This is a genomic window from Williamsia sp. z71, assembly GCF_059553375.1.
This window is the reverse complement of the sequence record NZ_JCANWX010000001.1, coordinates 472,138-497,283: the sequence shown is the minus strand read 5'-3', so window position 1 is coordinate 497,283 and position 25,146 is coordinate 472,138. Positions and strand designations below refer to the sequence as shown.

General features: G+C 66.0%; 27 protein-coding genes. 4 read left to right on the top strand and 23 right to left on the bottom strand.

All coding sequences use genetic code 11. The annotated features are described in order from the left end of the window. Positions 1-23: 23 nt before the first annotated feature. The 10 genes from mce1N to AC51GR_RS02180 all read right to left on the bottom strand — a co-directional run bounded on the left by mce1N (position 24) and on the right by AC51GR_RS02180 (position 8,597). Positions 24-551, bottom strand: a complete 528-nt coding sequence (mce1N, locus tag AC51GR_RS02225) for a transport-regulating membrane protein Mce1N (RefSeq protein WP_496322998.1) — start codon at positions 549-551, stop codon at positions 24-26. Beyond that, positions 548-946 (bottom strand): hypothetical protein, encoded by a 399-nt coding sequence (locus tag AC51GR_RS02220; RefSeq protein ID WP_496322997.1) that lies wholly within the window; start codon positions 944-946, stop codon positions 548-550. Before AC51GR_RS02220 ends, mce1N begins: the two co-directional genes overlap by 4 nt. Continuing rightward, positions 943-1,740, bottom strand: coding sequence for a hypothetical protein (locus tag AC51GR_RS02215; protein WP_496322996.1), 798 nt, complete (start codon positions 1,738-1,740; stop codon positions 943-945). Before AC51GR_RS02215 ends, AC51GR_RS02220 begins: the two co-directional genes overlap by 4 nt. Before the next feature lie 24 nt (positions 1,741-1,764). Beyond that, on the bottom strand, positions 1,765-2,346 hold the full coding sequence (locus AC51GR_RS02210; RefSeq protein WP_496322995.1) for a hypothetical protein: 582 nt from the start codon (positions 2,344-2,346) through the stop codon (positions 1,765-1,767). 43 nt (positions 2,347-2,389) lie between these two features. Next, the gene (gene hemB / locus AC51GR_RS02205) at positions 2,390-3,385 is read right to left on the bottom strand and encodes a porphobilinogen synthase (RefSeq protein WP_496322994.1); all 996 of its coding nucleotides are present in this window, start codon (positions 3,383-3,385) and stop codon (positions 2,390-2,392) included. Positions 3,386-3,395: 10 nt separating this feature from the next. Then, a complete protein-coding gene (locus AC51GR_RS02200) occupies positions 3,396-5,081 on the bottom strand; it encodes a bifunctional uroporphyrinogen-III C-methyltransferase/uroporphyrinogen-III synthase (protein ID WP_496322993.1) in 1,686 nt (561 codons plus the stop codon). 45 nt (positions 5,082-5,126) lie between these two features. Next, entirely contained in the window at positions 5,127-6,065 is a 939-nt protein-coding gene (gene hemC / locus AC51GR_RS02195) for a hydroxymethylbilane synthase (RefSeq protein ID WP_496322992.1), read from the bottom strand. A 4-nt stretch (positions 6,066-6,069) separates the two neighbouring features. Beyond that, entirely contained in the window at positions 6,070-7,416 is a 1,347-nt protein-coding gene (locus AC51GR_RS02190) for a glutamyl-tRNA reductase (RefSeq protein WP_496322991.1), read from the bottom strand. Beyond that, the gene (locus tag AC51GR_RS02185; RefSeq protein WP_496322990.1) at positions 7,413-8,165 is read right to left on the bottom strand and encodes a redox-sensing transcriptional repressor Rex; all 753 of its coding nucleotides are present in this window, start codon (positions 8,163-8,165) and stop codon (positions 7,413-7,415) included. Before AC51GR_RS02185 ends, AC51GR_RS02190 begins: the two co-directional genes overlap by 4 nt. A gap of 174 nt (positions 8,166-8,339) precedes the next feature. After that, positions 8,340-8,597: a glutaredoxin family protein gene (locus AC51GR_RS02180; protein WP_496322989.1), complete on the bottom strand. Its 258-nt coding sequence runs from the start codon at positions 8,595-8,597 to the stop codon at positions 8,340-8,342. 64 nt (positions 8,598-8,661) lie between these two features. On the opposite strand from AC51GR_RS02180, the gene AC51GR_RS02175 reads away from it, so the two are divergent. Beyond that, entirely contained in the window at positions 8,662-9,837 is a 1,176-nt protein-coding gene (locus AC51GR_RS02175; RefSeq protein WP_496322988.1) for an HAD family hydrolase, read from the top strand. A gap of 83 nt (positions 9,838-9,920) precedes the next feature. Here AC51GR_RS02175 and AC51GR_RS02170 read toward each other — a convergent pair whose 3' ends face one another. The 9 genes from AC51GR_RS02170 to AC51GR_RS02130 all read right to left on the bottom strand — a co-directional run bounded on the left by AC51GR_RS02170 (position 9,921) and on the right by AC51GR_RS02130 (position 18,484). Continuing rightward, positions 9,921-11,078 carry a lysophospholipid acyltransferase family protein gene (locus AC51GR_RS02170; RefSeq protein WP_496322987.1) on the bottom strand — a complete coding sequence of 386 codons (1,158 nt, stop codon included), beginning with the start codon at positions 11,076-11,078 and terminating at the stop codon, positions 9,921-9,923. Positions 11,079-11,206: 128 nt separating this feature from the next. Then, complete coding sequence (locus tag AC51GR_RS02165; protein WP_496322986.1) at positions 11,207-12,268, bottom strand: NAD-dependent epimerase/dehydratase family protein; 1,062 nt, start codon at positions 12,266-12,268, stop codon at positions 11,207-11,209. A 166-nt stretch (positions 12,269-12,434) separates the two neighbouring features. Then, positions 12,435-12,536, bottom strand: a complete 102-nt coding sequence (locus AC51GR_RS02160; protein ID WP_003402602.1) for a 30S ribosomal protein bS22 — start codon at positions 12,534-12,536, stop codon at positions 12,435-12,437. A gap of 259 nt (positions 12,537-12,795) precedes the next feature. Further along, on the bottom strand, positions 12,796-13,011 hold the full coding sequence (locus tag AC51GR_RS02155) for a helix-turn-helix domain-containing protein (RefSeq protein WP_496322985.1): 216 nt from the start codon (positions 13,009-13,011) through the stop codon (positions 12,796-12,798). A 252-nt stretch (positions 13,012-13,263) separates the two neighbouring features. Beyond that, positions 13,264-14,100 (bottom strand): pyrroline-5-carboxylate reductase, encoded by an 837-nt coding sequence (gene proC, locus AC51GR_RS02150; RefSeq protein ID WP_496322984.1) that lies wholly within the window; start codon positions 14,098-14,100, stop codon positions 13,264-13,266. A 55-nt stretch (positions 14,101-14,155) separates the two neighbouring features. Further along, positions 14,156-14,998 carry a thioesterase family protein gene (locus AC51GR_RS02145; protein ID WP_496322983.1) on the bottom strand — a complete coding sequence of 281 codons (843 nt, stop codon included), beginning with the start codon at positions 14,996-14,998 and terminating at the stop codon, positions 14,156-14,158. Positions 14,999-15,023: 25 nt separating this feature from the next. Continuing rightward, positions 15,024-15,893 (bottom strand): sugar phosphate isomerase/epimerase family protein, encoded by an 870-nt coding sequence (locus tag AC51GR_RS02140; RefSeq protein ID WP_496323340.1) that lies wholly within the window; start codon positions 15,891-15,893, stop codon positions 15,024-15,026. A 60-nt stretch (positions 15,894-15,953) separates the two neighbouring features. Next, entirely contained in the window at positions 15,954-17,510 is a 1,557-nt protein-coding gene (locus AC51GR_RS02135; RefSeq protein WP_496322982.1) for an Rv0497 family membrane protein, read from the bottom strand. A gap of 17 nt (positions 17,511-17,527) precedes the next feature. After that, entirely contained in the window at positions 17,528-18,484 is a 957-nt protein-coding gene (locus AC51GR_RS02130) for a Ppx/GppA family phosphatase (protein ID WP_496322981.1), read from the bottom strand. Between the two features lie 13 nt (positions 18,485-18,497). On the opposite strand from AC51GR_RS02130, the gene AC51GR_RS02125 reads away from it, so the two are divergent. Continuing rightward, entirely contained in the window at positions 18,498-19,373 is an 876-nt protein-coding gene (locus AC51GR_RS02125) for a DUF3109 family protein (protein ID WP_496322980.1), read from the top strand. A 16-nt stretch (positions 19,374-19,389) separates the two neighbouring features. On the opposite strand, the gene AC51GR_RS02120 is transcribed toward AC51GR_RS02125, so the two are convergent. The 4 genes from AC51GR_RS02120 to AC51GR_RS02105 all read right to left on the bottom strand — a co-directional run bounded on the left by AC51GR_RS02120 (position 19,390) and on the right by AC51GR_RS02105 (position 22,726). Continuing rightward, positions 19,390-20,079 (bottom strand): winged helix-turn-helix domain-containing protein, encoded by a 690-nt coding sequence (locus AC51GR_RS02120; RefSeq protein WP_496322979.1) that lies wholly within the window; start codon positions 20,077-20,079, stop codon positions 19,390-19,392. Continuing rightward, positions 20,076-21,389: a sensor histidine kinase gene (locus AC51GR_RS02115; protein ID WP_496322978.1), complete on the bottom strand. Its 1,314-nt coding sequence runs from the start codon at positions 21,387-21,389 to the stop codon at positions 20,076-20,078. Before AC51GR_RS02115 ends, AC51GR_RS02120 begins: the two co-directional genes overlap by 4 nt. Positions 21,390-21,551: 162 nt before the next feature. Beyond that, positions 21,552-21,797, bottom strand: a complete 246-nt coding sequence (locus AC51GR_RS02110) for a GNAT family N-acetyltransferase (RefSeq protein WP_496322977.1) — start codon at positions 21,795-21,797, stop codon at positions 21,552-21,554. Between the two features lie 182 nt (positions 21,798-21,979). After that, positions 21,980-22,726, bottom strand: a complete 747-nt coding sequence (locus tag AC51GR_RS02105; protein ID WP_496322976.1) for a phosphoglyceromutase — start codon at positions 22,724-22,726, stop codon at positions 21,980-21,982. Positions 22,727-22,779: 53 nt separating this feature from the next. On the opposite strand from AC51GR_RS02105, the gene AC51GR_RS02100 reads away from it, so the two are divergent. Both AC51GR_RS02100 and AC51GR_RS02095 read left to right on the top strand, forming a co-directional pair. Further along, a complete protein-coding gene (locus AC51GR_RS02100; protein WP_496322975.1) occupies positions 22,780-23,550 on the top strand; it encodes a tyrosine-protein phosphatase in 771 nt (256 codons plus the stop codon). Positions 23,551-23,631: 81 nt separating this feature from the next. Beyond that, entirely contained in the window at positions 23,632-25,080 is a 1,449-nt protein-coding gene (locus tag AC51GR_RS02095; protein WP_496322974.1) for an MFS transporter, read from the top strand. Positions 25,081-25,146: the final 66 nt, after the last annotated feature.

The window sequence follows — 25,146 nt, the reverse complement described above, 5'->3', positions numbered from 1 at the left end:
GGCACGCTCGACGGGGACGGTGGTCAGTCGGGCGTGTCGCCGGGGCGACGTTTCGGTCCCAGGCCCATCTGCACAGCCTGATGGGCCTGGACCAGCTCGGAACGGAAGCGGTCGACGTCCCGGGCCCAGGCCTGCGCCAGGCGGCCGCCGCTCAGTTTCACGCCGACACCGCCCCGGCGTCGGGGCACCGCGGACAGCTCGCCGAGCGCCGGTGCACTCTCCCACTTCGCGTGCTCGTGGCCGTGATTCTCCGGAAAGATCTCTTCGATCTCGTCGAGGCGGATGGTCTGTGCACCCTGCCGCAGTGATGACTCGGTGAGCCGGACGCTGACATGGGTGCGCGCCGCATAAACCTGGAGCAGAGAGAAACCGCCGATGAGTACCGCGAAGGCCAGCAGCGCGGGCCAATGCAGCTGACCGCCGCCGACGATCTCCGTGATGAGCACGATCAGACAGAGCACCGGGCCGATGGCCACCACCCACCAGGCACCGCCGGGCTCATAGAACAGGGTCTCGCCCTCTGCCGGATCCCACTCGCGATCGCCGCTCATTTTTCGTCTTCGAACCAGGGATCCGAGGAGGGCCGGAACGCCATCATCGATCCGATGAGCGCGATGACGCTGAACAGCAGGGGCAGCGCGGCAGCGCCCTTGATCAGGAACGACGCCATGATCCCGAGTGCGACCAACATCAGGGTGAACACGGCCACCGCCGACCGCCACCGCGGATCGCCGGGGAACGCCTTACGCGCCGCGAACAGCAACGCGGCCCCGATGGCCGTGAAGAAGACCCCGAGGGCCACGAACCCGCCGATACCCTCGATCAGGCTCGCGACGATCAGCCCGACCCCGTAGAGGCCCATCAGCGCACCGCTGATCGTCCACAGCCAGTAGGCGCGAGTGACCAGGGTCGGCGGTGCGGCCGGTTCGACAGGCTTGCTGCTCACGTTCGGTCTCCTGGCTCAGATCTGTTGTCTTCTGGACTGTAGTCATCGGGACCGGCGTGTGGTTGGTATCCCTCGGGACGATCCCCGGCCTCGCCGCCGTAACGGGGCGCCTGGGGGCTCGGCTGATCCTGTCCATGGGGTTGCTGCCACTGCTGGGGCTGCTGCCCGTACTGCCCGTACTGCTGCGGCGGATACGGCGCGTTGTACTGCGGGGTGTAGTGGTTCTGGGAGTTGTAGTACGACGGCGGCCGCTGCTTCTTGTCTTTGCGCCACCGCGTCATGTCCCTGCAGTACTTGTCAGAGTCCCGATGCATGAGCAGCACGCCGGCACCGAGGGCCGCCACTCCGCCGATCACGGTCGGGATCATCACCCAGGTGTCCGAACTGTCGGCGAAGAATGCCGACACCGTTTGCACGACGAGGAAGAAGCTGAAGAATCCCAGGGCCAGTCGTGCCCAGTTGTAGCCGATCCGGGCCAGCCAGGTGAGCCCGGCAAAAACCACCGCCAGGACCAGGCCCGTGACCGCGATGACCGCCCAGATCACGCCGTCGGGCAACTGCGCATCCGGATTGTCCTTGGCGACATCGTCGGCGGTGTCGAAGAACTGCCGGTATTGCGACCCGAAGATGACGCATTGGGCAATGATCACCAGGATCCACAGCTCGGTCGCGATCGCCGTGGCGTTCGGGATGGCCGGTTTGTTCGATGTGGGCTCCGTCGCGGCGCCGGGACTCTGGGCGGCCGGGGGCCCACCGTATGGGTTGTGGCCAGGGGACGTGGGGGGCACGGACATGCGTCCCAGCCTAGTTGGCGCCGCTCAGGCGGGCCTTTCCGAGTCGCCGACGGCGCTGGTGATCTGCCCTCGGCCATCGGCCATCCAGAAACGGTAGGCATCGAGGTCCACCCCGAGGATCGCGGTGCTCACATCCACCGGCACCCCTTCGCCGGCCAGCAACCGCACCAGCGGAAACCAGCCCGCTTCGTCGAGAGGGGGCTCAGAAAAGAGCTCGGATGCCCGTTTTCGGACCGGCACGTCAAATGCGCGACGCAGTTCGTCACTCGGCACGGGTTCCTGACGACCCCGTTTGGGCATCGGACGCGAGACGCCACCGAGCGCGAGTACCTGCGCCGAACCGTTGCGGCCATCACCCGGCGGGCATTGAACCACCGTGTCCCTGTCGAGCCACCGCCGAAAATCCATCGGGTCGAAGTCGAGGACGGCGGCCGACGCCTCGACCGGGATACCTTCGAGCCGAAGCTGACTCACGAAGTCGTACAGGTCATCTCGGCCGCGGAACGGCCCGGCGATCCCTCGCCTGCGTTCGATGGAGCTGGCAAATGCCACTTCAAGACGACTCGGTTGATCCGACACAGCTGCCCCCAGCACCCCGGTCACCATCAGGCCCCACCCCCGACGGGCAATCACTTATTGTTTGCGCTTGTCAATGTAGCGCAGATGCAACCTCATGCGCCCAATAAGTGAGGACGATGTCAGCTCCGGCGCGCCGGATGGCGAGCAGCGACTCGGCGATGGCCGCATCCCGATCGATCCATCCCCGTTCGGCGGCGGCCGTGATCATCGAGTACTCACCGGAGATCTGGTACGCGGCCACCGGAACATCGGATTCGTCGGCGATCCGACGGAGTACGTCGAGATACAGCATCGCCGGCTTGACCATCACGATGTCGGCGCCCTCGGCCAGATCCAGGTGCAGTTCGCGGGCGGCCTCCCGCAGGTTGGCCGGGTTCTGCTGATACGACTTGCGATCACCCTGCAGCGACGAGCCGACCGCCTCCCGGAACGGGCCGTAGAACGCCGAGGAGTACTTCGCGGTGTACGCCAGGATCCCGGTGTCGATGAATCCGGCATCGTCGAGGGCACTGCGAATCGCGGCCACCTGGCCGTCCATCATTCCGCTGGGCCCGACCATGTGGGCTCCGGACTGTGCCTGCACGACGGCCATCTCTGTGTAGCGCGCGAGTGTGGCGTCGTTGTCCACCACGCCATCGGGACGCACCACACCGCAGTGGCCGTGATCGGTGAACTCGTCGAGACAGGTGTCGACCATGATCACGGTCGAATCACCGAGATCGCTCCGCAGCTGCCGCAGCGCGACGTTGAGGATGCCGTCGGGGTCGGTGCCGGCGGTACCGACGGCATCCTTGTCCTCCGGCGTCGGGACGCCGAACAGCATCAGGCCCCCAACACCGGCCGCGACCGCCGCGTCGGCGGCCTTCCGGAGCGACTCGACGGTGTGCTGCTGCACCCCCGGCATCGAACTGATTGGACGGGGCTCGTCGAGCCCGTCGGCCACGAACATCGGCAACACCAGATGGCGCGCCTCGAGTGATGTCTCGGCAACAAGCCGGCGCATGGCCGGGGTGTTGCGTAGCCGACGGGGTCGATCGGAGATCGGACGGTAGAGATGTGCGGTCATGGACCCCAGCCTACGAGCGCGAGCGCCGGGCCTTCTTACGCGGCGGGGGCAGTGCGCCCTCGGCACGCAGACGTGCAGCGTGTTCGGCGAGCGCATCGACCAGCTCCGGCACCGAGGCATTCTCCGGACGCACGTCCACACGCAGACCGAACTCGGTCGCGGTTTCGGCGGTCTTCGGGCCGATGCAGGCGACGATCGTGCGCGCATGCGGCTTCCCGGCGATACCGACGAGGTTGCGGACCGTCGAACTCGAGGTGAAGCAGACCGCGTCGAAACCGCCGGTCTTGATCATCTCGCGGGTCTCGGCCGGCGGCGGCGCTGCCCGAACGGTGCGGTACGCGGTCACGTCATCGATCTCCCAGCCGCGGCCACGCAGGCCCTCGGACAGGGTTTCGGTGGCGATGTCGGCGCGCGGCAACAGGATCCGGTTCACCGGATCGAAGACGTCGTCGTACGGCGGGAAGTCTTCGAGCAACCCCAGCGACGACTGCTCGCCGGTGGGCAGCAGTTCCGGGTTGATTCCGAAGCTGCGCACCTTCTCAGCGGTGGCCTCGCCCACACAGGCGATCTTGACGCCGCTGAAAGCCCTTGCATCCAAACCGAATTCGGCGAACTTGTCCCAGACCGCGCGCACCGCGTTGGTGGAGGTGAAGACCACCCACTGGTAGCGGCCGTCGACCAGACCCTTGACCGCGCGCTCCATCTGAGCCGGGCTCCGGGGCGGTTCGACTGCGATCGTCGGGACCTCCATCGGGATGGCGCCGTGGGTGACGAGCCGTTCCGACATGTCGCCGGCCTGGTCCTTGGTGCGCGGCACGAGGACGGTCCAGCCGTACAGCGACCGCGACTCCCACCAGTTCAGCTTGGCGCGCTGTGCGACGACCTTGCCGATGGTCACGATCAGCGGCCCGGTCAGGGCGCTGCCGCTCTCGTTCAGGGTCGCCAGTGTGGCCTCGATGGTGCGCTGCTGGCAGGTGGTGCCGTTGACGGTGATCGCGGCCGGCGTCTGCGGCGCCAGGCCGTTCTCGGTCAGCGCGCTCGCGGTCTCGGCCAGATGTCCCGACGTCGCGTGCAGCACGAGCGGTCCGGGAGCAGCGGCCAGAGCCGCCCAATCGACCTCTCCGCGGACATCGGCCACGGCATGGGCCGAACCCAGCGGCATACCCGCGTAGCTCGGCACAGCGGCTGTGGCGGGCAATCCCGGGATGACCTCGAACTGTACCTGCGTGCGGGCCACCGCATTGACCTCGGCCAGGACCGAATCGGTGGTCAGCGGGTCACCGGCGACCAGACGGACCACATCGTGGCCCTCCCGCGCGGTGGCGACCAACGTCTTGGCGACCTCATTGGGGTCACCAAGGGCCGGCCGTACGTTGCTGACCTGGGTGTTGTCGTCATCGGCAGCGTCGGCGTCGGGCTGTTGCGCACCCTGCTGATCCGCACCCTCGGGCGCGGCGCTAATGTCTTGCTTGCTCGGTTTTGTGGCACCCGAACGAGACGTCTTCGACGCGGTCGGCTCACCGGATCCGGCACCGATCTGCGCGACGACCGCGGACGGCACGTCGGGGTCGATGAACACCGTGACGGCGTTCTCGATCGCAGTGCGGGCGCGGACGGTCAGCAACCCGGGATCGCCGGGTCCTGCCCCGACGAAGAGGATTCGTCCAGGCGTGATGACCTTTTTGGTTCGGCTCATGTTGCTCTCCTGCCCCGCTCGGGGCTGTAGCTCGGCCCGCCGGTCCTAGAGGAGCGTTTTCGCTCCCAGTTCCAGCAGTTCTGCGGCAAGTTCTCGGCCTAGTTCGGTCGCTCTCGAGACCGGGCCCACCACCGAGGCCCGGACGGCATCAGATCCGTCCTCGGCCACCACCGTCGCGCGGAGCGACAGTTCGGTGAAAATGCGCCCGCTCTCGTCGATCGACTCGACCACTTCGGCCATCGCACCGACCGGCGCGGTGCACCCGGCCTCGAGGGCCGTGAGTACCGCACGCTCGGCGTCAATCGCCGCACGGGTGGACGGATCATCCAACTCGGCGAGAATGCTCACCAGTTGGGCATCGTCTTCACGGCACTCCACGGCCAAAGCTCCCTGTGCAGGCGCCGGTAGCACCTGGACCGGATCCAACGCTTCGGTGACCTCATCAGCCCGTCCGATACGTACCAGTCCGGCCCTGGCCACCACCACCGCGTCGAGTTCACCGCTGGCGACTTTGCCCAACCGAGAATCTAGATTGCCTCGAAGGGGGCGGATTTCCAAACCGAGACCCAATGCCCTAAGCTGCGCGGCCCGTCGCGGGGCCGAGGTGCCGACGGTGGCACCGGGCAGCAGCTCGCCGAGCACCTTGCCACCCGCTGCGACCAGCGCATCTCGGGGATCTTCACGGGTCGGGATGGCCGCGATGACCAGGCCCGGCTCGGGTGCGGTCGGGAGATCTTTGTAGGAGTGGATCGCGACGTCGACTTCGCCCGCGGTCAACGACTGGCGGATCGCGGTGGTGAACACCCCGACCCCGATCTCCTGCACCGGCGCGGCCGACAGGTCGCCTGCGGTCTTGATGATGACCAGCTCCGCCGGATGCCCGGCAGCGATCAGCGCATCACGCACCGTGCCCGCCTGGGTGGTGGCCAGCAAGGAACCCCGGGTGCCGATCCGGATCGGATTGCGGCGTGTGTCAGAACTCAATTTCTCAAAGACCCTTTCGGGGTGCGTCGGTCTCACCGAGACCGACTTCGGGGGTTGAAACCGATTCTGCGGCACCAGGTTTGAGCTCGAAAAGCTCACGTAGCGCCTCGGCATATTGATCACCCTGCGGAGTACTCGCAAGTTGTTTGACACGCACCGTGGGCGCGTGCAGAAGTTTGTCGACCACCCGGCGGACGGTCTTCGCGACCTCGTCACGCTGCGGGTCGTCGAGGCCCGGGAGCCGGCTTTCCAGCCGCAGGATCTCCCCTTCGACGACCTCGGCCGCGCGCTGCCGCAGGGCCGTCACGGTGGGCGTCACCTCGGCCTGCCGCTGGTGGGTCATGTAGTCGGCGAGCTCGGCCAGGACGATCTCCCGGGCCGCGGTCTCATCGGCGTCGGCGGCCTTGGTGGCCTCGTCGCCGCGCAGACCTTCGATGTCGATGATGTGCACATTCGGCAGCCGCGCGGCCGCCGGATCGACGTTGCGAGGGAGACCAAGATCACAGATCACCAGCGGGCTCACAGAGGTCCGTCTGGCGAGCGCAGAGTGCACCTGCCCGACCCCCACCACGGCGCCGATCGTGCCCGTACAGGTGACCAGGACGTCGGCATCGGCCAGCGCCTCGGTCAGCTCGTCCATGGGGACCGCATGCGCGTTGATGCCGTGGTTCTTGGTCACATTGCCGGCCAGATGGCGGGCTTTCTCATGGGTCCGGTTGACCAGTGCGAGATCCGACACACCGGCGCGGGCCAGGTGTGCGGCGGCCAGTCCGCCCATCGCACCGGCGCCGAGCACGACGGCCGAGGAGATGTCGCGTCCCAGAACCGAACGGGCCCGATCCAGGGACACCGACACCACGGAGGCGCCGGCCCGATCGAGTCCGGTCTCACTGTGCACCCGTTTGCCCACCCGCAGGGCCTGCTGGGCGAACTCGTGGAGTACCCGTCCGGCGGAACGGTTGGCGTCGGCACTGGCGTACGACGACCGGATCTGGCCGAGGATCTGTTGTTCGCCGACCACCATCGAGTCGAGGCCCGCCGCGACCGAGAACAGGTGCTCGACGACGGCTTCGGAGTAGCGGACGTAGGCGTACTTGGTCATCTCGTTCACCGACATGCCCGAGTGCCTGCCCATCACCTCGCCCACGGCCTCCAGAGCCGGGTGGAAGGCATCGACGACGGCGTAGATCTCGACCCGGTTGCAGGTCGAGACGATCATGGCCTCGCTGATCTGCGAGCTCTCGAGGAGTTCGTCGATGAGCTTGGGCCGGTCGAATTCGGTGACCGCCAGCTGCTCCAGGATCGGCACCGGCGCACTGCGATGCGATACGCCGAACAGGAAAATACTCACACGCCCACCGACCTCTTGTTGGATCGCGCCCGGGGTTTCGGCGCCCGACCGCGCGGCAACGAATTAGGTTGCTCCGCTTCGTTTTCCGCACTGTGTCTGCGTGCTGCATTGAATGCCATCACCTGCAGCTCCAGCGCGAGGTCGACCGGTCGCACGAAGATGTGCTCGGGGACCTGCAGGGTGACGGCGGTGAAGTTCAGGATCTGTTGCACCCCGGCCGCCACGAAGGCGTCGCAGGTGACCTGCGCGTAGTCGTCGGCGGTGGCGAGCACCGCGATCTCCACGCCGTGTTCGACACAGATCGCGGGGACCTCGTCCAGATCGCCGACCAGCATCTCGCTGTCGTTGCCCGCGACGACGGTCCCGACGAGGTCGGGATCGGCATCGACCAGCGCGACGATCTTGATGCCCCGGCGGTCGAACCCGGCCCGGCTGACCAGCGCCCGGCCCAGATGTCCGGCCCCGGCGAGCACGACGTTGTGGTTGTTCTCGACACCGAGGGTCAGGGCGATACGCGCGATCAGCCGGCTGACGTCGTAGCCGACGCCGCGCACGCCGCCGGATCCCACATGCGAGAGGTCTTTGCGGAGGATCGCGGGGTTCACCCCGGCAGCGGTGGCGAGTTGATTGGACGAGACGACCAGGGCGCCGCTCTCACTGATCGAGCGCAATACGTGCAGGTACGTGGCAAGCCGGGCCACCGAGGCACCCGGGATGTCCGGCTGCCCCAACGCGGGACTTTTCGCCATGCCGACCGTCTTCCTCATCTGGGCTGCGTTGTTCGTGGAGCACGGACAAAAGTCCGCTCCCGAACACTTCGGTTTACGCGAACGTAACCACTCGACGGTCCACGGTACCGCTTGTGAATGCATTCACAAACTCGGCTACCACAGAAATCGTGAATTTCTGGCCGGGAGTCTGGACTAGTGTCCAGCAGACGTCCGCAAATCGGCTTCCAACCTGGGGATATCAACATCCCAATAGCTATGCTCACGACCGTCGAGCAGGACGACCGGCAACCGGTCACCGTATTCGGCGCGCAGAGAGGGGTCGGTCGCCGCGGCCGCGTCGACATCGATCTCTTCGAACTCGACCCCGAACTCGTCGAGGATCGGTTGCAGATCGGCAACAGCACGGGCGCAGGCGGCACAACCCGCCCGGGATAGCAGCGTGATCGTCACACCGACAGTCTCCCACTGCGCACCGACTACGCTTGAAGCGGACCGATCAGGGAGGCGAAGAGGAGTGACACGAACTCCAGGCGACGGGGACACCGGCGGCGATGATTCCGAGACCGACTCCCGCATCGAAGACAACGTCGACGACGCGACCGGGGCAGGATCAGGGCCCGAACAGGCCCACCGCAGGACCCACGACGATGCCCGCGACGTCGAACACGACGATGACGCGGTCGACGACGACGACGACGAGGTCCCCGGGAAACCGGCCACCCCGTCGGGTCCGCTGTCGCCACTGGCGAGCCGGGTCGGCCGGTTTCGTCAGTCCGCTGCCGAACTGCGCCAGTCACTGGCCGGTGAGGCCAGCGCGCAAGCCGCGCATTCCAAGCTCCGGGAACGTTCCCTGCGCGTTCCGAACGAGGGCACCGTCGCCACCATCGAGGTCGACGAGCCGGGTGTACCGACCGAGGTCCCGCCGGATCTGACCGCCGCCGCCTTCTTCGACGTCGACAACACCCTGGTGCAGGGCGCTTCGATGATCCACTTCGCCCGGGGCCTGGCCGCCCGCGACTACTTCAGCTACCGCGACGTCATGGAGTTCGTCTGGGCCCAGGCGAAGTTCCGTATCACCGGCCGCGAGAACTCCGGGGACGTCGCGCAGGGCCGGGAGAAGGCCCTCTCGTTCATCGCCGGACGCGAGACCGCAGAGCTGGTGCGCCTGGGCGAGGAGATCTTCGACGAGTTCATCGCCGACAAGATCTGGCCGGGGACCGCGTCCCTGGCCCAGATGCACATCGATGCCGGCCAGCAGGTCTGGTTGGTCACCGCGACACCGGTCGAGCTGGCGCAGACGATCGCCGACCGGCTCGGCCTGACCGGAGCGCTGGGCACCGTCGCCGAGAGCGTCGACGGCGTGTTCACCGGCCGGCTCGTCGGCGACATCCTGCACGGCCTCGGCAAGGCCCACGCCGTACGCACCCTGGCGATCCGCGAAGGGCTCAACCTCAAGCGCTGCACCGCGTACTCGGATTCGCACAACGATGTGCCCATGCTCTCGCTCTGTGGCACCGCGGTGGCCATCAACCCGGACGCCGATCTCCGAGATGTCGCCCGGGTCCGCGGCTGGCAGATCAGGGATTACCGCACGGCCCGCAAGGCCGCGAGGATCGGTGTGCCGACGGCGGTGCTCCTCGGCGCTGCCGGCGGTGGTGCCGCCGCCGCCGTCAAACACCTCCGCCGCTGACCCAAACCCCCGATGATGTGCCCTTTTGGCGCACCCGACCTGGGGTTTTGTTCGCCAAAAGGGCACATTATCGGGGGGCGGGGTCAGCCGAAGTAGATGCTCCCGCGACGACTGAGCATCTTGAAGAGGGTTTGCTGGATCTCTTCCCGAACGTGGTCGGTGAGGTCGAACACGACCATCGGATCGTCGGCGGCCTGCTCGTCGAAGTGACCGGTCTCGATCGGCGTCCCGAAATGGATCTTCCACTTCGACGGCAACGGCACCAGTCCCAACGGACCGAGCAGCGGGAACGTCGGGGTGACCGGGAGATACGGCAGACCCAGCAATCGGGCGATCGGCTTGAGGTCACTGAGCATCGGATAGATCTCTTCGGAGCCGACGATCGACACCGGGATGATCGGGACGCCCGCCCGCAGCGCGGTGGTGACGAACCCGCCGCGACCGAAGCGCTGCAGCTTGTAGCGGTCTTTGTAGAGCTTGCCGATGCCCTTGAAACCTTCGGGCCAGACCGCGGTGAGCTCACCACCCCGCAACAGCCGCTGCGCGTCGGCGGTGCAGGCCAGCGTCGAACCGGTGCGCCGGGCGATCTCGCTGATGAACGGGGTGTCGAAGACGAGGTCGGCCGCGAGCACCCGCAGGTGCCGGTTGGTCGGATGGTGGTCGTGCACCGCCACCGACGTCATCAGCGCGTCGATGGGGATGGTGCCGGCGTGATTGGCGACCAGCAGTCCCCCGCCGTCGAGCGGCAGGTTCTCGATGCCGCTGACCTCGACGCGGAACCACATGTCGAACAGCACCCGCATCGCGGGCAACCACACCGATTCGGTGAAGTGCTGATCGAAGCCGAAGTCGTCGACCTCGTAGTCGCCGGTGACCCGCTGCCGCAGGTATCCCGCGGCACCGGTGATCGAGTGGGCCACCGCGCCGCGGACGGCGTCGAGTCCGAGCAGCGACGACGACTCGGGTTCGGCGAACTCCCCCGCCGCCAATTTCGCCCCGACATCGGCGGTGATCGGCGTGACCGGCGCCTGATGAAAGTCGTCGGTGTTGGGATGACCGTTGGCCGGGCGGGCATTGTTGGTCGAATTCTGTTGCGGCGGATCAACTTTCACCCCACCCGGGGTCGCCTGGGAAGGATGTCGCCGTCGCGCACGCCCGTTCGGCCCCGGTGAACTCGAATAGAGCTCGATCACCTTCGCCGTCCGCGCATCAGTTGTTCGGTCCCGACCCGGCACCAGCACACACCTCCCTCAAGCTCAACGCTTGCCACCCCTGGATGTCGCATTCACGCCACAACATCTTGATTGTCCCCGCCTCGACGGCTTTCGCGCCACCCCATCTGGTTTCCGATGACAAATTGCCTGCTGGTTCACGTCAATTGCATCGCAGCCCTACGTGCCCATCGCTCCATGCGATACCAGGCCTCCGGCGAGATCACCGGTTCCAGAGGTTTCCGCGACAGAAAATCGTCGAACGTCTCGATGCTCGTATACGTGGGTACGAAACCGAGTTCGGTCCGCATCCGGGTGGTGTCCAGGACCCGGCCGAAGGTCACGTAATCGACCTGGTCGAGCTGCATCGCCGTCACGCGCATGCCCCGGTACACCCCCGCCACGGTTCCGAGCATCGCCGCCGGGACGGGCATACCGATCCGGCCGGCCCGGCGGACCGCCTGGGTCAGCGTCATCACCCCGTCGGCGGCCACGTTGAAGATCCCGGGCCGGCCCGCCAACGTGGCGTGCTCGAGGGCGGACAACGCGTCCTCCTCGTGCAGGAACTGGAACCGCGGTTCATGTCCGATCACGACCGGGATCACCGACGACGAGAAGTATTTGCTCATCCGGGTCGAGATCTTCGGGCCGAGCATCGCGGACAACCTCAGGATGGTGACGGTCATGTCCGGACGCCGACGCCCCAGCCCCCGGGCATACCCCTCGACGTCGATGAGGTCGCGGGCGTATCCGTTGGTGGGTTCGACGCGGGCGGCGGTCTCCTCAGAGAAATGCGCCGGATCCGCTGAACTCGACCCGTAGATGAGCCCGGCCGACCGGACGATGAACCGCTTGACCGTCGGGCTGCGCTGAGCGGCCGCGCACAGCTGCATGGTGCCGATGACGTTGAACTCTTTGATCGCCGCCGAATGGCCGACGGCATCCATCACCGATGTCGCGGCGTGCACGATCGTGTCGACCCCGGCCTGGTCGATGATCTTGGCGATGCTGGTCCGACGGATGTCGGTACGGATGAACTCGGCCCGGCCGAAGCGTCGCTGCATGTCTTTCGACGGCACCAGCGAATCGACCGCGATCACCCGGTCGATGGCCGGATTCTGGGCCAGCCGGGTGGTGAGATAGCCGCCGAGGAACGTCGAGGCACCGGTCACCAACACGACTGCCGGCGCAGCCGCCGCCCCGTCCCGATGCTCGGTCATGCGCCCAGCGTACGGAACTTGTTTCGGATTTAACCAGAGAGTCGCGGGTTAACATCTTGATAATCCGAACCAACGACTTCAGATCGTCACGATCACGATCCGACGGGCTCCGAAAATGACGAAACCCGCCGACAATGCGGCGGGTTCTGTCATCGGGCGAGAATACTCACTTACCGAGTTTCCTGCGCTGCACTCGCGTGCGACGCAGCAACTTGCGGTGCTTCTTCTTCGACATGCGCTTGCGGCGCTTCTTGATCACTGAACCCATCTGGGAACTTCCTCACGATCTGACCTGATGGTCCTACAGGTTTTGGCCGTCCACACAGGGTGGCTCACTTACTTCGCGCGCCAGAACACCGGCGAACGGGTCGCCTGCAAACCTTACCGGCACAGCGACCCGTGGCGAAATCCACCCCGGATCGAAGACCGGCGACCACTGGCCGGTGCCGACATGTTGGCAGGTCAGCACCGCCCGGCCCGTGGATGTTCGTCCACGGCCCGTGGCGGGGCGTTTGCCGGCGCCGGGCCTAACCGGCGTCGAAGTACGACGTCTCGAGATAGTCGTGAACCGCCTTCGCGTGCACGCGGAACGAGCGACCCACACGAACTGCAGGCAACTCGCCGTTGTGCACCAGGCGATACACCGTCATCTTGGAGACCCGCATCAATGTTGCGACCTCGGCGACGGTGAGGAACTGGGTTCCACCACCGGCGTTGTCACCTGACTTGTTTGCAGATGCCATGAAAATTTCATACCTCCGGTGCACGCGTCGCGGCCGCAGGCTTCCCCTCCTGCGGACTCCAGACACGCACGTGCTGTAGGCAGCTTAGCGTGGCGGGTGGGGTCAGTGCGACGCGAGTGGGCAATTGTTCCTAATTGGCGCCGATCGATCGTGGTCGTGTCCCGGTAAACACCGACGGCGGTCGCATCCGGGAGACAGGCTCCCGGATACGACCGCCGCGGCAGTTCGCAGTCTCTCTATGAGATCTCCGTGTCAGTCGGTTTCGATCGCCGAAAGCACGGCCTTGCCGATCTGCTCACTCTTGGCCGCGCTGGCCAGGACCGCCTCCGAGACCGCATGCCGCAGTCCGTACCGCTCGAACTCCCGCACCGCGGCCGCGGTGGTCCCGGCCGGTGAGGTGACCGCGGCCCGCAGATCCACCGGGGAGACCCCGGAGTCCGTGAGCAGCACACCGGCGCCGCGGATGGTCTGGGCGGCGAGCTCGGTCGCCATCGCCCGGGTCAAGCCCAGGCTGACACCGGCATCGGCCATCGCCTCGGCCATCAGGAACATGTACGCCGGACCGGACCCAGACAGCGCGGTGATGGCGTCCATCTGCTTTTCCGGGACGACGACAACCTTGCCGACGGTCTCGAGCAACGTCACCACGGTCGCGACGTGCTCCTCGGTGGCATACCGGCCACCGGACACACCGCACATCGCCTCGCCGACGAGCATCGGGGTGTTGGGCATGACCCGGACGACCGGTGCGCCGGCGGGCAACGCGTTCTCGTACTTCGCGGTGGGCAATCCGCTGACCAGGGTCACGGTCAGCCGTTCCTTCTCACCCATGTCCTCGATCTCGGCGATCACCGACAGCACCGAGTCGACGTCGCCCGGCTTGATGGCCAGGACGACGATCGCGGCACCTTCCACCGCGTCGGCGATGTCCGTGACGCGGACGCCGTAGTCATCGGTCAGCTCTTTTGCCCGGGCGGCGAATTTCTCGGCCACGACGAGGTCTTTGACGGGCTTGCCGGTCCGGATCAGCCCGGCCAACAGGGCCTCGCCGATGTTGCCGCCGCCGACGATTGCGATTCGCTGGGTCATGAAGTCACTTTCTCACGCTGAAGATTGATGGAGGTGTGCGTCGGGGGGTCGGGGATCAGGTGGCGTCCGGGACCAGGGCGAGCTGGCGGGACTGCACGACAACGTTGCCGGCCGAGTCGATGACCACGTGGTCCTCTTCGAACCAGCCGTGCCCGACCTCGGTGCTCGACGACTCGATCCGCAGCCAGCCCGGCGCCGGATTGCGGCGCAGGTAAGTGGTCAGCTGCATGGTCGGAGCCCATCCGAACAGGTGCAGGTTCATCACCACCGGAGCGCTCAGATCACCGGCGAGTACGGCAAAGAGTCCGTCGGGCGCGGTGGTCTTCGGGCGGGCCCACATCCGGAAGACCGGGTCGGCCTTCTGGCCGCGCACGAACGCGACCGACTTCTCCTCGATGGCGATGTCGAGGACCGCGCCCAGATGCATGATCTCGGCCATCGGGCTGTCCTGGATGTAGATCACGTCGTCGCCGGGCTCGGCGGGCATATCCCGCAACGACGAGGGTGCCGAGTAGTGGCTTTCGGTGTCGGGGGTACCGATCGTCACGGTCGAATGAACCAGGTTGCGCCCGTTCTGATGAACCTCGACGTCGACCAGCGACACCCGGCGCCCGCGCTTGCGTACCCAAACCGCGAGGGTGATCTCGGCGGGATCGGGTGCTCCGAGGAAGTTCGTGGCGATCGCCATCGGCGCCAGCCCCTGGGCCGCGGGCCTTTCCGGGTCAGCGGTGGCGATGAACCCGGCCAGCGCCGCGTTGGCGGTGAGCATCTGCAGGGTGCCGCCGTGAACCTTGGGGCCGATGGTGAAGACGGGGTCGATCTGCGCGGTGTACTCGATCCGGTCCGATTCCGGATCACCGACCTGCTGCAGGGTGTTGACGATGTCAAGGTTGGGCACAGACAACTTACAAATACTCCTGTGGTTATGCCCGCTCGAGGTTTGTTCTTGCGAAATCCAGTGAGCGGGAAAGGATCTCGCGACGCTCAGCTTTGGTGTTCACCGCACTGCTGCTGACTTCCAAGATGACCGAACCGGAGAAGTCGCCCTCGGCCAGTCGACTACACACTTCCACACAGGGTTGAGAACCTTCACCGGGGACCAAGTGTTCGTCGACCGCGGCGCCCGAACCATCGGCCAGATGCAGATGACGCAGGCCGGTACCCATCCGTTCGAGCATCTCGATCGCATCGATCCCGGCGGTCGACGAATGGGACAGGTCGAGCGTGTAGTGCGCGAAGCCGTCGTCGGTCGGATCGATCGAGGTGGCAAACGCGGACACCGAGGTGCCCGGTCCCCCACCGCGCCGCAGCATCCGGTCCGCCGCCTCCTCGTACTTGCCGAAGAACCGGTCGGTGCGGATCGGGAACATGTTCTCCACCGCGATGGCCACATCGGAGTCGTCCTCGAGGATCTGCACCAGATCACGAAATCCGTTTGCGTACTTCCGCTGCCACCGGAACGGCGGATGGACGACCACGGTCTTGGCGCCGAGATCCTCGGCGGCAGCCACCGAACGGGCCAGTTTCGCGGCCGGATCACGTCCCCAGACCCGTTGCGAGATCAGCAAACACGGCGCGTGCACGGATAAGACGGGTAGTTGGTAGCGCTCGGACAGCCGCGCGACCCGGGTGATGTCCTGACTCGCCGCGTCCGCCCAGACCATCAACTCGATGCCGTCATATCCCAGGTCGGCGGCGTACTGGAATGCGGCTTCGGTGTTCTGCGGATAGACAGAGGCCGTCGACAGTCCGACCGAGATGTCGCCCCGCAGGAGCTCACGACTCGGGCCCACGTCGGGCAGCCGTGCTGAGATGTCCCCCGGTGGGGATTCCGGACTCGCCGGCACCTGGAGTCAGTCCCCCGCAATCAACAACAGGACAAGCGGACCGATCGTCACCAGCAATCCCACACCCATCGCCAGCAAGGTGCTGATCAGATCGTTGCTCCGCCGCACGACGTGAACCATCGTCACCAGCCCGAAGATCACCGCCACCGACAGGATCAACGCGAACAGGACGTTCCAGCGCCACAATTCGGTGAAACCCCAGAACAAGGCCACGCCGACGGCGAGCCCGGCCAGTACCTGACCGATCAGCACCGCCCATTGGACCGTCGGGGATTGTTCTTCTGCGCCGCCCGAGGGGGCCGGGGTCAAGCCGCGTCCTGAATCCGTGGGTTCGGGAACATTTTTGATCAACGATGGCTTGACGGTCTTGTCCGCGGGCGGTTTGTCGGCGGCATCGCCGGCGTCGGGACCCGCGGTCGCGGCGAGAGAGGTATCGGTCCCGCGAACGCGCCCGATCTCTGACGTCGGGGATTCGTCCGCGACCTCAACCGGCTTCGCCGTGTCGTCGTCTTCGTCTTCGTCGTCGGCAGCGGTGATGGCGGGGGCGGCAGCGGTGGCGTCGGGATCTGCGTCGAAACGGAGATAACGATCTGCGGACTTCGCCGCCTGCGCCCGCGACATCGGCAACGATTGCGTTGCCGGCTCGGATGCACGTTCCGGTTCCGGTTCGGGCGTCGAGGCCCCGGACGACGATCCGGATTCGGCCACCTTCGGGATGAACTGTGTCACAGTCCGATCCGCGTGGCCATCACCATCATGGTCGGCCTCGGACCTCGTCTCGGTCGCGGCTTTGCGGCCGAACCCGAACAGACCCCGCTTCTTCTTGACACCCGAGGATGCGGTGGCAGTGTCCGCACCGGTCTCGACGTCTTCGAAGTTGCGGTACCGCTCGAACTCTCGTTCCCGCTCCGCAGCACTGAGGACGTGATGGTCGTCGTCACCACTGTCGTCCACCTGCGAGTACGCCTGCATCGACGGGATGACACCGGTGGTTTCCTCGTCGGGACCGCCTGCGCTCGATCGAGTGCGCGCCGAATCCTGTTCGGACGCACCCGCCTTTGACGCCGCGTCCGCGGCAGCATCACCGGGGTCGGATTTCTGGGCCGGCCCCGATTGCGCGGTCGACGGCTTCGCACCCAGTGGCGCCGGCCGATCAGGTGCACCGGGTGTCGGCTTCACCCCGGCCTGCGCGGCCGAAGCCCGCTTCGAGACCTCCGCGGTGCTGAAGTCCCGGGTCGGCGGCAACGTCGACGGCGAATCCGCCTTCGACTCAGTCCCTTCCGCAGCCTTCGGCCGGGGCTTGTCGTTGCTCTTCGACTGTGATCTGTCGGCAGCCTTCGGCTGGGACGCGTCGGCAGCCTTCGGCTGGGCGGTCACCCGGGGGATCTCGCCGGTCAACTCCGCAACCGACACCGAGTCTTTCCCACCACGACGACGACGCCCGGTCGCAGCCGGCGAATTACCGACCGCCGAGACCACATCGTCGGCACCCTGCTCTTTGGCACGGGCCAACAGCTCGGCGACCGAGATCGGACGCGATTCGGGATCCATTCCTCTGGCCATGAGTTACTTCACCATCCTTAGCGTTGGCCCGCCGGCAATTCGGCATCACTGGACTCCAGGTCCAGCCTGCGTAGGATCACGCCTTCTCGGAGGGCCCACGGGCATATCTCCAGGGTATCGACCGACAGAGCCCGCATGGTGGACTCGGCCACGAGTGCGCCGGCCACCAGCTGTCCAGCTCGGTCCACACTCACTCCCTCCAGCTCTGCCCGGTCCGATGTGGTCATCCGTGAGATGAACGCGATCAGCTGTCGAAGACCATCACTGGTCAGTGTCCTCTTAACCCGGGGTCCAGCACTGGAAGGCGCCGCCCCGGTGAGTCGCGCCAACGACCGGAACGTCTTGGAGGTGCCGACGGCCATGTCCGGTCGTCCCGCGGCGATCAGCTGTTTGGATGCCACGGCCAACTCGGCATCGAGCCAATCGCGGAGCACGGCCACCCGTCGACGCCCCGGCGGATCCTCCGACAGCCACTCCCGGGTCAGCCGTCCGGCGCCGAGCGGCAGCGACAGCGCGACGTCCGGTTCCTCGTCCACACCGTTGGACAGCTCCAACGAGCCACCACCGATGTCGACGGCCAGGATCCGACCGGCACCCCAGCCGTACCAGCGGCGGACCGCCAGCGACGTCAGACGGGCCTCATCGACCCCGGAGAGCACCGTCACGCGGACACCGGTCTGCGCCTGGACCCGCTCGAGCACCTCGTCGGAGTTCGTGGCGTCCCGGACCGCGGAGGTGGCGAAGGCCATGACCTGCTCGCAACCCGAGGTGTAGGCGATCTTGGTGAACTCGTCGACCGCGTCGACGAGGGTGTCGGCGCCACGACGGGTCAGCCGACCGTCGCCGTCGATCTGCTCGGCGAGTCGTAAGGTCGACTTGGTCGAACTCATCGGGGTCGGGTGACCGCCACGATGTGCATCGACCACCAAAAGGTGGACTGTGTTGCTCCCGACATCTAGCACTCCTAAACGCACGCTCTACAACCTAATGCGTCTACCGTTGGCAATTGTGCACGCAGCCTCCAAAATCGCGCCGAAACCCGAAGTTCCTCTCGACTTCCCACGCGAGTGGTACGAGTTCGTCGACCCCTCGAACCCCGAACATCTGATCAACGCAGACCTGACGTGGCTGTTGTCGCACTGGACCTGCGTCTTCGGGACCCCCGCCTGCCAGGGCATCATCGAGGGCCGCGAGAACGACGGGTGCTGCAGTCATGGCGCCTATCTCTCGGACGACGACGACCGCGAGATCCTGGCCAAGGGCATGGCGCAGCTGACCCCCGCCGACTGGCAGTTCTACGAAAAGGGTTCTGGCAAAAACCCTTTGGGCAAGCGCGGCTATCTCGAAGAGGACGATCTCGACGGCGAGCCCGCCCTCAAGACCCGCAAGTACAAAGGTGCGTGCATCTTCCTCAACCGTCCCGGATTCGCCGGCGGCCAGGGTTGCGCGCTGCACTCGATGGCATTGCGCAAGGGCATCGAACCGCTCGAGGTCAAGCCCGAGGTGTGCTGGCAGCTGCCGGTCCGGCGCGAACAACAGTGGGTCGAGCGCCCCGATGGCGATGAAGTACTCAAGACCACGATCACCGAGTTCGACCGGCGTGGCTGGGGCTCCGGCGGCGCCGATCTCAAGTGGTACTGCTCGGGGTCACCCGACGCGCACATCGGCGAAAAGCAGGTCTGGCAGTCCTACCGGCCGGAGCTGATCGCGCTGATCGGTGAGCCCGCCTACGACGAACTGGCCAAGATCTGCTCGCGGCGCAGCGCGCTGGGGCTCATCGCCATCCATCCGGCCACCGCGGCCGCGACCAAGCGCCAGGAAGGCGACATCAAGTACGCCCAGCATCCCGAAGAACACGCCTGAGCGCCGGGACGTGTGATCAGGGCTCGAACTTGTAGCCCAGCCCCCGGACCGTCACGAGGTGTTTCGGGTTGCCCGGGTCCGCTTCGATCTTGGACCGCAACCGCTTGACGTGGACGTCGAGGGTCTTGGTGTCCCCGACGTAGTCGGCTCCCCAGACCCGATCGATCAGCTGCCCTCTGGTCAGGACCCGTCCGGCGTTGCGGAGCAGGTATTCGAGAAGGTCGAACTCCTTGAGCGGCAACGTGATCGGATTTCCACCGGCCGACACCGTGTGCCGTTCGACGTCCATGGACACCGGCCCGGCCTCGATCAGTCCACCGTCGAGGTCGACGCTCTCGCCCTCGACACCACCGCGTCGCAGTACCGCCCGGATCCGGGCGATCAGCTCACGCGCCGAATACGGTTTGGTCACGTAGTCGTCGGCGCCGAGCTCGAGACCGACCACCTTGTCGATCTCGCTGTCGCGGGCGGTCACCATGATCACCGGCACGGAGGAACGCGCGCGGATGGCCTTGCAGACCTCGGTGCCCGAGGCGCCGGGGAGCATCACGTCGAGCAGGACGATGTCCGGCCCCACCCGTTCGAACTCCGGCAACGCGCTGGCCCCGTCGGTGACGATCGTGGCCTCGAACCCTTCCTTACGGAGCAGAAATGCAAGCGGGTCGGCCAAGGAGATCTCATCCTCGACGATCAGCACGTGTGTCAAAGGCTCAGCTCTTTCTCTTCGAAGACCACCGGCGCCGGTTGGGACTTGGTGATCGCGGGTGTCTGCCGGCCCTCCGACAGGGACGGCTCGGTGACGAGGGGAATGGTGAGCGTGAAGGTGGAGCCGGTTCCGGGCTTGCTCCACAGGTCGATGGCGCCGCCGTGATTGGAGGCGACGTGTTTGACGATCGCGAGCCCGAGGCCGGTGCCGCCGGTCTTACGGGACCGGGCCTTGTCCACCCGGAAGAAGCGTTCGAAAACCCGCTTCTGATTCTCGGGTGCGATGCCGATGCCGCGGTCCGTCACCGCGATCGCCACCATCTTTTGGTCTCCGACGGTCACCACCCGGCGACTGACCGACACCGCGGTTCCGCTGGGTGAATAGGCGATGGCGTTGGCGACGAGGTTGTTCAGGGCGGTCAGCAGCAACGTGTGGTCACCGTGGACGTGCAGCCCGGAATCGTCATCGGCGGTCAGGCTGATCCCGGCGGCCTCGGCGTTGATCTGGGCCCGGTCGAGGACGTCGTCGATCAGCGGATCGACTTCGAGGTCGTCGAGGTCGGGCAGCCGTTCGGCACCCTGCAGGCGCGAGAGCGCGATCAGTTCGGAGACCATGTTGCCCAGACGCTGCGACTCGATGTGCACGCGCTCTGCGAAATGCTCGACCGAGTACGGGTCGTCGGACGATTCCATCAGCGCCTCGGCCAGCAGCCCGATCGCGGCGACGGGTGTCTTGAGCTCGTGGGACACATTGGCCACGAAGTCGCGTCGGGTCTCCTCGACCCGGGCGTTCTCGGTGTCGTCCTGTCCGTAGACCACCGCGTAGCGTTCCTTGCCGTCGGTGACCAGGCCGATGCGGCAGGACACCGCATGGACCTTGCGGCCGGGACTGCGCCCGGTCGAGACGAAGCCGCCGGAGCCCTGTGGCGGAACGAAGCTGAACTGCTCGACCGCGCCGGTTTCCAGGGTGACCCGGGCGTGCTCCCAGACGTCGTCGTCGAGCAGATGCTCTCGAACCATCCCGAGATAGACCGCCCGCTCGTTGTAGAAGACGACGTCGCGGACCACGTCGACCACTGCCAGTCCGGTCTCACCGCCCTCGATGATGAGGTCGAGCAGGGTCGCGCGGGTCATCGGCAGGTTGTCGGTGCTCGTCGCCGGCGGCGTCGATTCCGGCGACGACCGCGTCGGCGAAGGGCCGGGCGAGGGCAGGTCACGAGGAGTTGTTCGGCGTCGGCCGAGGAACCATCCGGCCGCCCCACTGATGAGAAGTGCCAGGATGGCCACTCCTGCGACAACAATTACGGTCACAGGCAAATCTTACGGGCAGCGCGGCACAACACCTCTGCAGAATGCTCGCCATCCACGGTCGATAACAAGTCTTGCCGCGAGTGTTCGATCGTTGTTCATCCGAAAGTCGCCCCGGCGACTTTCACACCCGTCGAACTCCGACGAAAACAGGTCACCTACCGGTCAGCGCGTGACCTCGGTGGCCATTGCCGCATATTCGGGGTGCCGTTCGATGAAATAGCCGACGTAGGAACAGAGCGGAACCACGTCTTTCCCGGTCTTGGCGATGTCGTCGAGAACATACTTGACCAGGTGCGCAGCGTAACCCTGGCCGCTGTATTGATCGAGCACGACGGTATGGGTCAACACCACCTGATCGGGTTCGTTGACATAGTCCAGATAGCCGACGTACATGTCGCCGACATACATTTCATAACGCTCTTGAGGGACTGAATGCAACACGCTGATTTTGGGCGTGCGCGTATCTTCCCCGACCTCTGATGTGTTTTTGCCCACCATGGACCCAGAGTAGACCCCACCCGGAAATCTGAGTCCCGGTTTTACGACAACCACAGGGGAATTACTTCCCCTGCGGTTGGTCGAAACACTCGCTACTTGTTGCCCTGGGCCGCCACCGCGGCGGCACCGGCCTTGGCGGCCTCGGGGTCGAGGTAGTCGCCACCGGGATTGAGTGGTTTGAGGTTCTCGTCGAGGTCGTACCGCAGGGGGTTGCCGGTCGGGATGTTGAGCCCGGCGATGTCCGCGTCGGAGATGCCGTCGAGGTATTTGACCAGGGCGCGCAGGGAGTTGCCGTGCGCGGCCACCAGCACCGTCTTACCGGCCCGCAAGTCGGCGGCGATGGTCTCCTCGAAGTACGGGATGAGCCGCACCACAACGTCTTTGAGACATTCGGTCAACGGGACCGCGGGCAGGTCGGTGTACCGCACATCGCCGTCCTGGCTGTATTCGCTGCCCTTTTCGATGGGCGGCGGCGGCACGTCATAGCTGCGGCGCCAGAGCATGAACTGCTCGTTGCCGAACTTCTCCTTGGTCTCGGCCTTGTTCAGACCCTGCAGCGCGCCGTAGTGGCGCTCGTTGAGCCGCCAGTCGCGGACCACCGGGATCCAGTGCCGATCCGCGGTGTCGAGGGCGATCTGCGCGGTGGAGATCGCGCGGCGCAGCAGCGAGGTGTAGAGCACGTCCGGGAGCAGGTCGTGCTCGACGAGCAGCTCGCCGGCGCGGACGGCTTCGGCCTCGCCCTTCTCGGTCAAGGCGACATCGACCCAACCGGTGAACTGGTTGGAGGCGTTCCACACGCTCTCGCCGTGGCGCATCAGGATCAGGGTTCCGTTGCTCATGAGGCACTAGTTTTCCACAGCCTCGCCTCTTCGACACCCATCACCTTGCGGCAGTGACCATTTACACTGACGCCATGCTCCCCGGCGCCTGGAACTTTCGCGATGTATCCGACCTCAAAACCTACGAAGGGCGTTGCGTCGGTGCGGGTTTCCTGTTCCGCAGTTCCGAGCTCAGCGGTCTGGAGGACAGCGGTGTCCGAAAGCTCTCCGAACTGGGTGTGACCGACGTGTTCGACCTGCGCGATCTGCCCGAGGCGCAGCGCAGCGGATTCGACCGGGTACCCGACGGCGTGCAGGTACACGCGCTGCCGTTCGGATTGAGCCGACGCGACGGCAAGGCGCCGCACGAGATGACCTCGGCCGAATACAGCGCTGCCCGCGGCCAGTACATGCTCGACGTCTACCGGATGATGCCGGCATTGCCGGGTGCGATGAGCGCCGTCGGGTCGGCCATCAGGATCCTCGCCGACCCCGATCGGCGTCTGCTGACCCACTGTGCGGCCGGCAAAGATCGCACCGGTTGGGTCACCGCCGTCGTGCTCGACACCCTGGGCGTGCGCCGCGAGGAGATCTTCACCGACTACCTGGCCAGCAACAACGACATCGAAGCCCTCCGCGCGCACCTGATGCGGGTGTACGGCGCCGACTCAAAGGACGGTGAGCCGTTCGAGATCTCCGCGGACCTGCTCGGCGTTCGCGAAGAGTTCCTGGACACCGCCTACGCGGCGATGACCGACGCCTTCGGCTCGCTCCCCGACTACCTCTCGGCATGCCAGGTCGGCGACGCCGAGGTCGCGGCGCTGCGCAACCGCCTGCTCGTCTGAGTTCCTCCCCCGCCGACCGGCCGTGATCGGAATCACTGTCTGACTTGTTTGTAGCTCCCACATGCATGCATGATGCAAGTAATGAACAGCAGAGACAGCAAGCCGGTGCAGCCACACGTCCTGATCGCGGTGTTGTGCTTCGGCGGCCTGCTCGCGTCGTTCATGCAGACCCTGGTCGTACCGATCGTCGGCCGGCTCCCGGGATACCTCGACACCAGTCCCGACAACGCCTCCTGGGTCATCACGTCCACCCTGTTGACCGCCGCCGTCGCGATGCCGATCGCCGGCCGGCTGGCCGACATGTTCGGCAAACGACGCGTGATCCTGTTCTCCATCGGCGCGATGGTGGTCGGTTCGGCGGTCTGCGCGGCGACCAGCATGGTGCTCCCGATGATCATCGGCCGCGGGCTACAGGGGCTGGCGATGGGCATCATCCCGTGTGGCATCAGCTTGCTCCGCGAGAAACTGCCACCCGCCCGGGTGCCCGGTGCCATCGCAACGATGTCGGCCACCCTCGGCGTCGGCGGCGCGATCGGGATGCCCGTTGCCGCGTGGATCACCCAGACCTATGACTGGCACGTCCTGTTCTGGACGTCCGGGGTGCTCGCGATCATCACGTTCCTGCTGGTGTTCGTCTTCGTCACCGAGTCCGAGACCCGCTCCCCCGGAACATTCGACGTGATCGGCGCCGTGGGTCTGACCGTGGCCCTGGTCAGCCTGTTGCTCGCCGTGTCGAAGGGCTCGACGTGGGGATGGACCAGCGGACTGACGCTCGGCCTGGCCGCAGTCGGTGTGGTCGTCCTGGTGGTGTGGGGCTGGTTCGAGCTGCGCACGAAATCACCCCTGGTCGATCTTCGTGTCTCAGCCCAGCCCGTCATCGCCGTCACCAACGCCGCGTCGGTGCTCTTCGGTTTCTCCCTCATGGCGATCGGCCTGTCGGCGCCACAGCTGTTGCAGATCCCGCACATTCCCGGATTGACCGACTACGGCATGGGCCAGTCCCTGATCGCGACGGGCCTGATCCTCGCCCCGGGCGGTCTGATGATGATGTTCCTCTCGCCGGTCTCCGCGCGGTTGAACATCAACATCGGACCCAAGTTCACCCTGCTCATCGGCGCCCTGTTCATCACGCTCGGTTACGTGATGTCGGTCTTCCTGATGTTCGAGCCCTGGCAGATCCTGGTGTGCAATCTGGTCGTCAGCACCGGCGTCGGCATCGGGTATTCGGCGATGCCCGCGTTGATCATGTCGGCCGCACCCCTGCATCAGATGGCCGCGGCCAACAGCCTGAACTCGCTGATGCGCTCGATCGGGACGGCGATCGCGTCGGCATTGCTGGCAACGATGCTCACCACGTCGACGGTCGACATCGGTATCGGCTTCCCGGTCCCGGCCGAGTCGGCGTTCCGGCTGGTCTTCATCGTCGGCAGTGCCGCGGCTTTGCTCGCGGCCGTGCTCGCGCTGTGCATCCCGTACAAGTTCACGCGGCAGAGGGCGGTCGAACCGATCGTGGCAAAGGAAAAGGTCTAGCCTCCCCACCGCAAACGCTCCGGATATACGAAGACGCTCCGCATATATGCGGAGCGTCTTCGTATT